General features: G+C 66.1%; 13 protein-coding genes. 2 read left to right on the top strand and 11 right to left on the bottom strand.

The window, feature by feature from the left end:
• Nucleotides 1-74: 74 nt before the first annotated feature.
• The 3 genes from fabI to fabA all read right to left on the bottom strand — a co-directional run bounded on the left by fabI (nt 75) and on the right by fabA (nt 2772).
• The gene (gene fabI, locus PD284_RS00065; protein WP_274626204.1) at nt 75-887 is read right to left on the bottom strand and encodes an enoyl-ACP reductase FabI; all 813 of its coding nucleotides are present in this window, start codon (nt 885-887) and stop codon (nt 75-77) included.
• Nucleotides 888-1003: 116 nt separating this feature from the next.
• Nucleotides 1004-2221 carry a beta-ketoacyl-ACP synthase I gene (fabB, locus tag PD284_RS00060; protein ID WP_274626203.1) on the bottom strand — a complete coding sequence of 406 codons (1218 nt, stop codon included), beginning with the start codon at nt 2219-2221 and terminating at the stop codon, nt 1004-1006.
• A 35-nt stretch (nt 2222-2256) separates the two neighbouring features.
• Nucleotides 2257-2772 (bottom strand): 3-hydroxyacyl-[acyl-carrier-protein] dehydratase FabA, encoded by a 516-nt coding sequence (gene fabA / locus PD284_RS00055; protein WP_274626202.1) that lies wholly within the window; start codon nt 2770-2772, stop codon nt 2257-2259.
• Between the two features lie 243 nt (nt 2773-3015).
• On the opposite strand from fabA, the gene irrA reads away from it, so the two are divergent.
• Nucleotides 3016-3411: an iron response transcriptional regulator IrrA gene (gene irrA / locus PD284_RS00050; RefSeq protein WP_274630489.1), complete on the top strand. Its 396-nt coding sequence runs from the start codon at nt 3016-3018 to the stop codon at nt 3409-3411.
• Between the two features lie 12 nt (nt 3412-3423).
• On the opposite strand, the gene PD284_RS00045 is transcribed toward irrA, so the two are convergent.
• The gene (locus tag PD284_RS00045; RefSeq protein WP_274626201.1) at nt 3424-3987 is read right to left on the bottom strand and encodes an SH3 domain-containing protein; all 564 of its coding nucleotides are present in this window, start codon (nt 3985-3987) and stop codon (nt 3424-3426) included.
• Nucleotides 3988-4144: 157 nt separating this feature from the next.
• On the opposite strand from PD284_RS00045, the gene PD284_RS00040 reads away from it, so the two are divergent.
• Nucleotides 4145-5146 carry a 2-hydroxyacid dehydrogenase gene (locus PD284_RS00040; protein WP_274626200.1) on the top strand — a complete coding sequence of 334 codons (1002 nt, stop codon included), beginning with the start codon at nt 4145-4147 and terminating at the stop codon, nt 5144-5146.
• Here the strand turns inward: PD284_RS00040 and PD284_RS00035 are convergent.
• From PD284_RS00035 to dnaA, 7 genes are all read right to left on the bottom strand, one after another.
• Complete coding sequence (locus PD284_RS00035) at nt 5143-5583, bottom strand: aconitase X swivel domain-containing protein (protein ID WP_274626199.1); 441 nt, start codon at nt 5581-5583, stop codon at nt 5143-5145. The genes PD284_RS00040 and PD284_RS00035 overlap by 4 nt on opposite strands.
• Nucleotides 5580-6833 carry an aconitase X catalytic domain-containing protein gene (locus tag PD284_RS00030; RefSeq protein WP_274626198.1) on the bottom strand — a complete coding sequence of 418 codons (1254 nt, stop codon included), beginning with the start codon at nt 6831-6833 and terminating at the stop codon, nt 5580-5582. The genes PD284_RS00035 and PD284_RS00030 overlap by 4 nt, the downstream gene beginning before the upstream one ends.
• Nucleotides 6830-7318, bottom strand: a complete 489-nt coding sequence (locus tag PD284_RS00025; protein ID WP_274626197.1) for a GNAT family N-acetyltransferase — start codon at nt 7316-7318, stop codon at nt 6830-6832. Before PD284_RS00025 ends, PD284_RS00030 begins: the two co-directional genes overlap by 4 nt.
• Nucleotides 7315-8085 (bottom strand): molybdopterin-synthase adenylyltransferase MoeB, encoded by a 771-nt coding sequence (locus tag PD284_RS00020; RefSeq protein WP_274626196.1) that lies wholly within the window; start codon nt 8083-8085, stop codon nt 7315-7317. Before PD284_RS00020 ends, PD284_RS00025 begins: the two co-directional genes overlap by 4 nt.
• 31 nt (nt 8086-8116) lie before the next feature.
• Nucleotides 8117-9259 (bottom strand): DNA replication/repair protein RecF, encoded by a 1143-nt coding sequence (gene recF, locus PD284_RS00015; RefSeq protein WP_274626195.1) that lies wholly within the window; start codon nt 9257-9259, stop codon nt 8117-8119.
• 44 nt (nt 9260-9303) lie between these two features.
• The gene (dnaN, locus tag PD284_RS00010) at nt 9304-10422 is read right to left on the bottom strand and encodes a DNA polymerase III subunit beta (protein WP_274626194.1); all 1119 of its coding nucleotides are present in this window, start codon (nt 10420-10422) and stop codon (nt 9304-9306) included.
• Nucleotides 10423-10660: 238 nt separating this feature from the next.
• Entirely contained in the window at nt 10661-12100 is a 1440-nt protein-coding gene (dnaA, locus tag PD284_RS00005; protein WP_274630488.1) for a chromosomal replication initiator protein DnaA, read from the bottom strand.
• Between the last annotated feature and the right edge of the window lie 3 nt (nt 12101-12103).

Genomic DNA, 12103 nt, shown 5'->3' with positions numbered 1-12103 from the left:
CGAATCCACGGGTTCTATCGCGTCAACCCTTAACGGCGGTTTCCGCCGAATGGTCCAAGTTTAGCGATACCCGTTCAGTCTTTCCCCGCGTCCGTACGCTTCAGTTCGTCCATCGTCGGCATCGAGACGATGTGATAGCCGGAATCGACATAGTGGATCTCGCCCGTGACGCCGCCGGAGAGGTCCGACAGCAGATAGAGCGCGGAGCCGCCGATCTCGTCCAGCGAAACGGTCTTTCGCAGCGGCGCGTTGCGCTGCTGGTAGGAGAACATGTAGCGCGCGTCGGAGATGCCGGCGCCGGCGAGTGTGCGCACAGGTCCCGCCGAAATCGCGTTCACGCGGATCCCGCGCGGGCCGTAGTCGTTCGCCAGGTAGCGCACGCTGGCCTCAAGGCCGGCCTTGGCGACGCCCATGACGTTGTAGTTCGGCATGACGCGCACGGAACCCGCATAGGTCAGGGTGATCATCGATCCGCCGCCCTGCATGAGCTCGGCGGCGTGCCGCGCCACCTCCGTGAAGGAGTAGCAGGATATCACCATGGTACGCACGAAGTTCTCGCGCGTGGTGTCGGCGTAGAGGCCCTTGAGCTCGTTCTTGTCGGAGAAACCGATGGCGTGGACGATGAAATCGAGCCCGCCCCATTCCGATTTCAGGGTGTCGAACGTGGCCGCCACCGACGCGCTGTCCTCGACGTCGCAGGGGACGATCAGCTTGGTGCCGATCTTCTCGGCCAGCGGCTTGACCCGCTTGCCGAAGGCTTCGCCCTGATAGGTGAAGGCAAGTTCGGCGCCGTGCTCGGCGAGCTTCGAGGCGATCCCCCAGGCGATCGAATGGTCGTTGGCGACCCCCATGATGAGGCCGCGCTTGCCCTTCATCAATGCGGTCATGCCGAGCAATCCTCAGAAGTGAGCGAACAGGGAGTAGTGAATAGCGAGTAGTGAGCGCGGGAAATGGGAGCGGAGAAGCGTGCAGGCATATCCATCTACTCGCTACTCCCTATCCCTCACGCATAGCGCTGGAAGACCAGCGTCGCGTTGGTGCCGCCGAAGCCGAACGAGTTCGACAGCGCTGTGTCGATCTTGGCGTTGTCGATTCTCTGGCGAACGATCGGCACGCCTTCGAACTCTGGATCGAGGGTCTCGATGTGGGCGCTTTCGCCGATAAAGCCCGCCTGCATCATCAGGATGGAGTAGATGGACTCCTGGACGCCGGCCGCGCCGAGCGAATGCCCGGTCAGCGACTTGGTCGACTGGATGTGCGGGATCTTGTCGCCGAAGACTTCGCGGATCGCGCCGATCTCCTTGGAGTCGCCGACAGGTGTCGAGGTGCCGTGCGTGTTGACGTAGTCGACGTCGCCCTTGACCGTGGAAAGCGCCTGGCGCATGCAGCGCACCGCGCCTTCGCCCGACGGGGCAACCATGTCGTAGCCGTCGGATGTCGCGCCGTAGCCGACGATCTCCGCATAGATCTTCGCGCCGCGCGCCTTGGCGTGCTCGAGTTCCTCGAGCACCAGCACGCCTGCGCCGCCGGCGATGACGAAGCCGTCGCGATCGGCGTCATAGGCGCGCGAGGCGATCGCCGCACGGTCGTTGTACTTCGAGGACATGGCGCCCATGGCGTCGAACAGGTTCGACATGGTCCAGTCCAGGTCCTCGTGGCCGCCCGCGAACATCATGTCCTGCTTGCCCCACTGGATGAGCTCGTAGGCATTGCCGATGCAGTGCGCCGAGGTCGAGCAGGCCGACGAGATCGAGTAGTTGACGCCGTGGATCTTGAACCAGGTGGCAAGCGTCGCCGAGGCCGTGGACGACATCGCCTTCGGCACGGCGAATGGGCCGATGCGCTTCGGGCTGGTGTTCTTCAGCGTGATCTCCGCCGCCTCGAAGATGGTCTTGGTCGACGGTCCGCCGGAACCCATGATGATGCCGGTGCGCTCGTTGGTGATGTCGCCTTCCTCCATGCCGGAGTCGGCGATCGCCTGCTGCATGGCGACATGGTTCCATGCGCCGCCTTTGTGCAGGAAGCGCATTGCGCGGCGGTCGACGAGTTCCGCCGGGTCGAGCGTGGGGCGACCCCACACCTGGCACTTGAAACCGTGCTCGGCGAATTCGTCCGAAAAGCTGATGCCGGATCTGGCCTGGCGAAGGGAATCTTCCACCGCCGCGGCGTCATTGCCGATCGAGGACACGATGCCGAGGCCCGTCACAACGACTCGTCTCATTCTTGGGCTCCTCGTAAGATGCTGTGCGTCGTCCGTCAGGCCGCGGACTGCTTGGAAAGGCCGACCTTGAGGTCCGTCGCCGTATAGATCTGCTCGCCGTCGGCCTTCAGCCAGCCGTCAGCGATTCCGAGAACGAGTCGCCCGCGCATCACGCGCTTGAAGTCGACGCCGTACTCGACCTTCTTCACGGAGGGCGTGACCATGCCCTTGAACTTCACTTCTCCGGTGGAGAGCGCCATGCCCTTGCCGGGCTCGCCCAGCCAGCCGAGATAGAAGCCGGTGAGCTGCCACATGGCGTCCAGGCCGAGGCATCCGGGCATGATCGGATTGCCGATGAAATGGCAGGGAAAGAACCAGAGATCCGGCTTGATGTCGAACTCGGCGCGGATGAAGCCCTTGTCGAAGGCGCCGCCGGTCTCGCTGACCTCCGTGATTCGGTCGAACATCAGCATGGGCGGGGCGGGGAGTTGGGCATTGCCCGGGCCGAACAGCTCGCCGCGGGCGCAGGCCAGCAGATCTTCGTAGTCGTAGCTGGATTTCGGCTCTGCCATGTCGACTCCCGGTTCGGCGCGCGGTTCGCTTCTGTGCGCCGTTCTTATTACAGATTGTTTCACGCCGGAAACAGGAATTAGCGCTTAGCGCGCCGGCCGGGGGTGGTCAATGTGCGCTATTGATCGGGCGCGCCCGACCGAATATATGTCGCAAACACCTTGTTTTCGGCTGGTTTCCATGCTTGCCGTCGACGATACTCTGATGGGCGAGAGGATAGGCAACTGACGGCCAAGCCGCAATCGATCGATCAGCGAGTCCGCGACGCGGGGCTGCGCCCCACGCGCCAGCGGGTTGCGCTCGCCTCGATGCTGTTCGCCAAGGGCGACCGCCACCTTTCTGCAGAGGAACTTCATGAGGAGGCTTTGCTCGCCGGCGTGCCCGTATCGCTTGCGACCGTCTACAACACGCTGCACCAGTTCACCGAGGCTGGCCTGCTTCGCATCCTCGCGGTCGAAGGGTCAAGAACCTACTTCGACACCAACACCTCGGATCACCATCATTTTTTTGTCGAGGGCGAGAACCGCGTCTTCGATATTGCACCGGGGCCGGTGCGCGTCGAGAGCCTTCCCGAGCCGCCGGAAGGCATGGAAATCGCCAACGTGGACATCGTGATTCGGCTTCGCCCGAAACGCGATTGACCGCGTCCGCGTTCAATCCTTGATGGTTTCGCCGGGATAGGCGCCCCAGACCTGCGTCTGGGTGACCCAGCCGGTATGGCCGCTGAAGGTCATCTCACACCAGTTGCCGTTGCACGTCTTGATGGCGCCGATCACGCCGGGCTCGAGGATGGCCACAGTCGATGCCGTCTCGCTGGGCTCCGACCGCAGCGCGATGCGGGCGTCCTTGCCGCGTTGCCATGGCGCGGCGATCGCCGTGCGCTTGCCCGACAGCAGCGACTGGTTGATCCACCCCTCGGCGCCGTCCGAATCGCGCACCTTCCGCCAGTTGTCGTACTCCTGGATGATCTCCATCGGCAGTCCGGCCTTCATGTAGAGCCAGTCGACCGCATAGGTGACGCCCGGGCCGACGCGCGAGTTGACGCGGCCGGACTTCAGGCTGACGAAACGCGGCAGCGGCAGGCCGCTCGGGCCGCGCGCGACGTTCTGGTCGGCGGCGGCGAACGCCTCCGGCGCGAGCGCTCCATTGGCGACGGACAGCAAGGCTGCCACGCAGCCTGCCGATACGATCGAGCGGAGCGGCGCAAAACGGGACAATGTCGTTATCCTCAGAACGTGTGGAGTGCCGCGGCCACGGCCTTTTTCTTTGTCATCGGCCCGACCGCTTGTTAGAGATGAGCGGGGTCGGGGCCGGTTTCCAGTCTCGCCGGACTTGGTTAAAGAGGTCTCAACAGGACCCGGATTCGAGGGAACAATGGCCGGCAGAAAGAAGCCACTGGTCGTCATCACGCGGAAACTGCCGGACCAGGTCGAAACCCGCATGCGCGAGCTTTTCGATGCCCGCCTGAATGTCGACGACCGCCCGATGACCCAGCCCGAGCTTGTCGCGGCGGTCAAGGAGGCCGACGTGCTCGTGCCGACCGTGACCGACAGGATCGACGCTGCGCTGATCGAGCAGGCCGGCGAGCGGCTGCGCCTCATCGCGACATTCGGCAACGGCGTCGACAACATCGACGTCAGCGCGGCGGCCAAGCGCTCCATAACGGTCACCAATACGCCCAATGTCCTGACCGAGGACACGGCGGACATGACCATGGCCCTGATGCTGGCCGTCCCGCGTCGGCTGATCGAGGGCGCCGGCATCTTCGGCGGCAACCAGAAGTGGGCCGGCTGGTCGCCGACCTGGATGCTGGGACGCAGGATCTGGGGCAAGCGGCTGGGCATCGTCGGCATGGGCCGCATCGGCACTGCGGTCGCGCGCCGCGCCAAGGCCTTCGGCCTGTCGATCCACTACCACAACCGCCACAGGGTGAACCCCGCGGTTGAGGACGAATTGGAGGCGACCTATTGGGAGAGCCTCGACCAGATGCTCGCCCGGATGGACATCATCTCCGTCAACTGCCCGTCGACGCCGGCCACGTTCCACCTGCTGTCCGGCCGACGCCTGGCGCTGATGCAGCCCTCGGCCTACATCGTCAACACGGCGCGCGGCGACATCATCGACGAGGAGGCGCTGATCCATCTTCTCCAGGAAAACAAGCTGGCGGGTGCGGCGCTCGACGTGTTCGAGCACGAGCCGGCGGTCAATCCGAAGCTGCTGAGGCTCGCCCACAAGGGCAAGGTGGCGCTGCTGCCGCATATGGGTTCCGCGACGATGGAAGGCCGCATCGATATGGGGGAGAAGGTGATCATCAACATCCGCACCTTCGTCGACGGCCACCGCCCGCCGGACCGGGTGCTGCCGAACAGGGTCTAGCGGTCCACGATATCGATCGCGCCGCTGACGCTGACGGCAACCTGCCGTCCCTCGACCTTTCCGAAGTCGGCGCGGTCGAGCTTCACCGCCACCGGCGTCCGCCAACCCATCTCCCGCGCCACGATCAGGCCCAGAAGCAGGATCGCATCGGGTTCGTGCAGGACGAGCGCGGCGGGCGCCTTGCGGTTGTGGACCAGTTCCATCAGCACGGCAGACGCAGAGGACGAGCCGATCGTTCCAGGCACGAATAGAACCTGTCCTGCGATCGATCGGCCGCATTCGGGGTGGCGCACGTCGACCATGCGTCCGGTCTTCGCGTCGACCCCGCCCCAGAAGCTGATGGGAGCGGAGAGCACCAGCGCCGGCCCGCTGCCGCCGAGCCCTTCGACGAGCACGTCGCCGGACAGGTGTAGCCCGGTTGGCAGGACGCCGGTCATAACAGGCTCTCCCCGATCATCGGTCGCCCCACGACCGCGCTCTCGACGCAGTCTGCGAGGGACCCGTAGACCACGGCATATCCCGTGTTGCCCGGCGCATAGTGGGCGAACTTGCCCGAATTGGTCATCAGTACCCCGTCGGCAATGTCCGCCATGATTGGGGTGACGACCACGCAGGTGTCGGCCACGAGCACGACGCCCAGCGCCTCCAGCCCCTTGCGGCGGCCGGTCCGGTCAAGCTCTTCGACGACATGGCGTCCGCTGCAAGCATAGAGCGGCACCGCGAGCCGGCGGCCGGCCAGGCGTCGCTCGAGCGCGTCGAACTCATGCAGGGAAAGGTGCGGACTGCCGATCGCCACCGCGTCGATATGGTCGGGGCGCTCGGCCGTCGACAGTCTTCCGAGCGCGTCCGCCGCCATTTTGGACGTGACGCGGATGGTTGCTTCGGCAGGCTCGCCACCGAGGGCGGTTTCGAGATTTGGGGCTTCGGGCGTGACGCCGGCGATGTGGAAGAGCCCGACTGCGCCGGAGGAGGCGGCGGCCGCGCCGAATGCCTTCAACGCATCCTCGCCGGGGTGAGCAGAAACGCCCTTCACCACGCCAATCGCGTTTCCGACGGAACGGCCGTACAGGCTGCCGAGCACGGGCCATGCGGTTTCGGACGCCAGGAAGGCGGCCGGAAGGTCGCCGACATCGAAAACGACCGTCGCGCGACGGTGCTCGGGCCGATGCAATCCGTAGTCGGGCGCCCGGCCGACGATTGCGCAGGCGATGTCTAGGAAGTCCCCGTAGCGGTTGGTGCGCGCGCCGAGGACCGAGTTGCAGAACACGACCGCGTTGGACTCGCCCCAGGCGACGTCCGTCCCGGCGGTTGGCCGGTGTCCTGCCTGGTAGGGCGCGCAGGTCCAGCTTTGCTCGCATCCAAGCTTGCCGTAGGCCTCCATCATCCGTCGCGCCATGCTCCGCTGCGGCTCTTCCAGGCGCACGCGCGAGCAACCTATGAGATCCAGGGCGCCGACGTTGAGGGTGGCGCGCACCGCGACCCTTGCGCGGCCTTCGACCAGCCGCTCGGCGAACAGCGTGCCGGAATCGCCGTGATAGAGCGCTCCGTCGATGTGGGCCGAGGCGATTTTGAGGAGGCGCGGCGCGCCGAGCAGTCTCGCGCTTTCGGCGACGATGCGCATCGCCATCGCCGCCCCGTCGCCGCCGGCCGCGGTCGCCCGCTCCTGCGCCGTCAGCGCCAGGCTCACCGCAATGCCTTGCGCATGGTGATGGTGGTCGGCCGGTCGTAGCCGAGATGCGCGGTCCGCGCGGTTTCCAGGTAGCCGAGCCGCTCGAAGGCGCGGTGGTTCCCGGTCAGCTCGATGCGCGTCTGCAGTTCGATCTCGGGCTTGCCGGCGGCCCGCACGTGCGCCTCGGCGGCCTGCATCAATGCCCTGCCGATGCCGCGGCGCTGCCTGTCCGGATCGACAGCCAGCTTGCCGAGATAGAAGTGATCGGCCTTCTCCGCCAGGAAGGCGCAGCCGACCATGCGATCGCCGATATGGGCGAGGAAGGCAGTTTCGGCCTGGGCCTTGTCGCGCAGCGTTTCCGGGGTGAGCGCGAGTGCGGAGGAGGGCGGATCGATGCGGCCATTCATGTAGTCGAATGCGCGCAGGATAAGCGCCAGCAGGCCGGCCCAGTCGCTGAAGTCGGTCGGCAGGCGCCGAACCGTCACGGGGCCGGGGAGGTTCATTCGGGAGCGCGGCCGTATTTCACCGTGTCGAAGCGTGCCGCAAGCGCGTCGTAGAGCATCAGGCGGCCGACCAGCGGCTCGCCGATGCCGGTGATGAGTTTTATCACCTCCATTGCCTGCAGTGTCCCGATGACCCCGGTCAGTGCGCCCAGCACGCCCGCCTCCGCGCAGGAAGGCACCAGCCCGACCGGGGGCGGTTCGGGGAAGAGGTCGCGGTAGGTCGGATTGGGTTTGCCGCGAGCGTCCTGTTCGAAAGGCTTCAGCACCGTCAGGGAGCCGTCGAAACGTCCCACCGCGCCGTGCACAAGGGCGACCCCCTCCGCCGCGCAGGCGTCAGCCACCGCATAGCGCGTGTCGAAATTGTCCGAACCGTCCGCCACGATGTCGTAGCGGGCGACGAGCGGACGTGCATTGTCGGCGGTGAGGCGCAGGTGGTGCAGTTCCACCGCAACATGCGGGTTGATGCGCGCGATGGTGCGCCTCGCGCTCTCCCCCTTCGCCAGGCCCAAAGCCTCCGTCCCGTGGATCACCTGTCTTTGCAGGTTGGAGAGGGAAACCGTGTCGTCATCGACGATGCCAAGCGCGCCCACGCCCGCTGCCGCCAGATATTCGAGGATGGGTGCGCCGAGACCGCCGGCGCCGATGATCAGCACACGGGCGCGCTTGAGAGCCTGCTGGCCGGGGCCGCCGACCTCGGGCAGCACGATGTGCCGCGCGTAGCGCTCGAGTTCTTCATCGGAAAGCGGCGGTGTGTCGTGCCTGTCCATGAGCCGACCATAGCGTCCATAGGCCGTCGTGTCAGTGCCCCTCGGTGGGCCGGATCGTGCCGTGCTCGACGGTGAGGAACTGCGCACGGCCCTTCAGGCTGGAGAAGAGGGCCGGTTCGGTGCCGGTCATGAAGGTTTGGCCGCCGATTTCCTCGAGTATGCCGAAGAGCGCTGCCCGCCGGCCGGCGTCGAAATGCGCGGCGATCTCGTCGAGCAGCAGGACGGGCGCCGCGCCCGACATCTCGCCGCAGAAGCGCGCGTGCGAGATCACGAGGCCGACGAGGAGGGCCTTCTGCTCGCCTGTCGAGCAGAGCGCGGCCGGCATGTCCTTCGGCCGATGGCGCACCAGTATGTCCGAGCGGTGCGGGCCTTCCAGCGTTCGTCCGGCTGCGCGGTCGCGTTCCCGCCCGCGCCCCAGCGCCTCGCGGAACCGCTCTTCCAGCTCAACCGCCGGCAGAGAGCCGATTTCCGCTTCCAGCGTGCCGGCCAGTTCGATGTCGGCATGCGGGAAGGGTCCGTCGTCGGGCAGCTTGGCGATCATCGCGGCAAGCAGGCGCACCATCTCGGCGCGCGCGGCGGCTATGGCGACACCGGTCTCCGCCATCTGCAGCTCGATCGCGTCGAGCCATGCGCCGTCCCGCTGCTCTTCGGCGAGCAGGCGGTTGCGCCCGCGCATGGCTTTCTCGTAGTCGAGTGCGCGCTGCCCGTGGAGCGGATCGACCGCCAGCACCAGCCGGTCGAGGAAGCGGCGGCGGTCGCCTGCCGGCCCGACGAAGAGCGCGTCCATGGCCGGCGTCAGCCACACCACCCGCAGCCATTCCAGCAATTCGTCCGCCGATCGGGCCGTCGCACCGTTGATGCGCACCTTGCGTCCGCCTTCGCCGGCGGCGTTTCCAGCCGTTCCGGTGCCGATCTCGCAGTCGCCGAACGGCCCTTCCAGACGTGCGTGGACGGCAAATCCCGGTCCGCCGCCCTCACGGGCGATCTCCTCGAGGGTGGCGCGGCGCAGGCCGCGGCCGGGCGTCAGGAAGGAGACTGCCTCGAGAAGATTGGTCTTGCCGGCGCCGTTCTCGCCGGTCAGCACGACCGGCCCCGGACGCAGCGTGACGGCCAGATGGGCGTAGTTGCGGAAGTCGGTGAGCTGCAGCCGGCTCAGATAAGGTTGCGGGTCCATGAGGCTGGCCGATGTGCTGCTGGGCATGCGCCGGATACGGCGCGCTACACCCGCATCGGCATCAGCACATAGAGCGCGCGCTCGTCCGCGGTGTCGTGGATCAGCGTCGGCGATCCGGCGTCGGCCAACATGAACTTGGCCTCGCTGCCGGAAAGCTGGGCGGCCACGTCGAGCAGGTAGCGCGCGTTGAAGCCGATTTCGAGCGGATCTGACGAGTAGTCGGCGGCCAGCTCTTCGGTGGCGCTGCCGGAATCCGGATTGTTCACGGCAAGCGTCACCTGACCGTTGCCGATGGTCAGCTTCACCGCACGCCCGCGCTCCGAAGAGATCGTGGACACGCGGTCCACGGCCTGGGCAAAGGTCTGCCGGTCGAGGATCAGCTGCTTGTCGTTTCCGGTCGGAATGACGCGCTGGTAGTCCGGGAAAGTGCCGTCAATGAGCTTGGACGTCAGCACCACGCTGCCGATGGTGAGGCGGATCTTGGTGTCGGAAAGCTCGACCGTCACCACGACGTCCGGGTCGTCGACCAGCTTCTGCAACTCGCTGACCGTCTTGCGGGGGATAATGACGCCCGGCATTCCCTCGGAGCCTGCAGGCGCCTCGATCTCCGCACGCGCCAGGCGGTGGCCATCGGTCGCCACGGCCCGCAGCTTCAGCTGGCCGCCGATCTCCAGCGTGTGCAGGTAGATGCCGTTGAGGTAGTAGCGCGTCTCCTCCGTCGAGATCGCGAACTGGGTCTTGTCGATCAACGCCTTGAGCGAGGCCGATTCCAGGCGGAAGGTGTGGGAGAGCGAGCCGGCGGTCAGTTCCGGGAAGTCGGACTGCGGCAGGCACTGCAGACGGAAGCTCGACCGGCCGGAGATGACAGTCATCGAGTTACCGTCGTCGTCGGTCTTCAGCATCACCTCCGCACCGTCGGGGAGCTTGCGCACGATGTCGTAGAGCAGATGCGCAGGGACGGTCGTCGCGCCTGCCTGTTCCACCACTGCGGCGATCGCCTCGGTGATCTCGAGGTCGAGGTCGGTCGCCTTCAGGTCCAGGCTGGCGCCCGCGGCGTTGAGGAGGACGTTCGACAGGATCGGGATCGTGTTGCGCCGCTCCACGACACGATGAACGTGGCTTAGGGACTTCAGGAGGTTGGAGCGTTCGAGGACAACACGCATGACAAGGCTCGGGTTCGATCGCCAGCGCCTGTCCCTATCGGACAGCCGCAAACGGCTTAAAGCAGTTGAATTCCGGCAGAGACTGACAGGAAATGCTCAGGAAACGCAAGCCCGCGGCGCTGATTTGCATCGCGCCGCGGGCGGCCTGGGGATAACACCCGCCGGGGGCGGGCGGTCCGCCGCATCTATCCCCGGCCTAGCTCCAGCCAGCTTGCTGGTCGATGCGCACGGCTGGCTGCTAGGCCTGCTCGTTGATCAGCCTGCGCAGGAGTTCCAGCTCCTGAGCTAGCGTGTTGTCGCCTCCGGACAGGTCCTCGATCTTGCGGACCGCGTGGAGCACCGTGGTGTGATCCCTCCCGCCGAAACGCCGGCCAATTTCCGGAAGCGAGCGTGGCGTCATCACCTTCGAAAGATACATGGCGATCTGGCGCGGCTTGACGATGGTGCGCGTGCGCCTGTTCGACAGAAGCTCGGTCTTGGAGACGTTGTAGTGGCGCGCCACGATGCGCTGGATGTCTTCAATGCGGACGCGCTTGGGCTCGCCGGCGCGGTAGATGTGGCCTAGGATCTCGTCGATACGGTCGATGGTGATCTGCGGCTCGAAGGACTGCCGGAAGAGCAACTGGTTGAACGCCCCTTCGAGCTCCCGTCCGCTGCCGGTTATGGTCTGCGCGATGTGATGGAGGATGTCCTCGCCGATCGACATCGACTGGTCATCGGCCTTGGCGCTCGCCAGCCTCTGCTTCAGCATGGCAAGGCGCATCGAATAGTCCGGCGCCGCCATCTCGAGCGCGACGCCGCCGTTCAGGCGCGAGCGCACGCGGGGCTCGAGCGATTCCAGCTCCGCCGGCGGGCGGTCGGCGGCCACGACCACCTGCTTGGCGCTGTCGAGCAGCATGTTGATCAGGTGGCAGAACTCGTGCTGGATCGACTTGCCCTGCAGGAACTGCATGTCGTCGATGATCAGCAGGTCGATGTCCCGCAGCTGCTCCTTGAGCGTCAGCGCATTGTTGTCGCGGATCGCGGTGGCGAAGCGCCACATGAAATATTCCGCCGTCAGGTAGACAACGCGGCCCTTCGGGTTGTTGCGCAGCGCTTCAGCCGCGATGGCCTGCAGCAAGTGCGTCTTTCCGAGGCCGACGGAGGCGTGGAGGAACAGCGGATTGAAGCGCACTGCATTCGAGCCGGATTCCGCCACGGCGCGGGCCGCTGCGAACGCCACGCGGTTCGAGGGGCCTTCGACGAAGGACTCGAACGTGTAGCGCTGGTCCAGCGGCGAACCGAGCACGCTCTGCTTCTGCTGGGGTTCGCTGACCGCCGGGCGCGCCGGCGCCGTACGTTCGTTGCGGTTGGCCGGCAGCGTGCCGCTGGCGATCGCCGTCTGGGCCTGATGAGCCGCCTTGCGGAAGGACGGCTCGGTCTCCGGTGCGACCTTAAGCTGGCGCGTGGCGCTGCGTACGATGACTTCGATCCGCAGGACCGAGGGATCCTCGCGCTTCCACAGATTGGAGATGGCGTCGAGATAGTGGCTATTGATCCAGGTCTTCAGGAACGCCGTGGGCACAGAAAGCCTCACCAGGCCCTTGGAGGCCTCGTCGAGCTTCATGCGGCCAAACCAGCTCGCATAGACTTCCGCGCCAAGCTGAGCCTTCAGCTGCGCCTTCACCCTCTCAAAGATGAG

This window comes from Mesorhizobium shangrilense (genome assembly GCF_028826155.1).
GTDB classification, from domain to species: Bacteria; Pseudomonadota; Alphaproteobacteria; order Rhizobiales; family Rhizobiaceae; genus Arvimicrobium; species Arvimicrobium flavum.
This window is presented reverse-complemented; position numbering and strand designations above follow the sequence as displayed.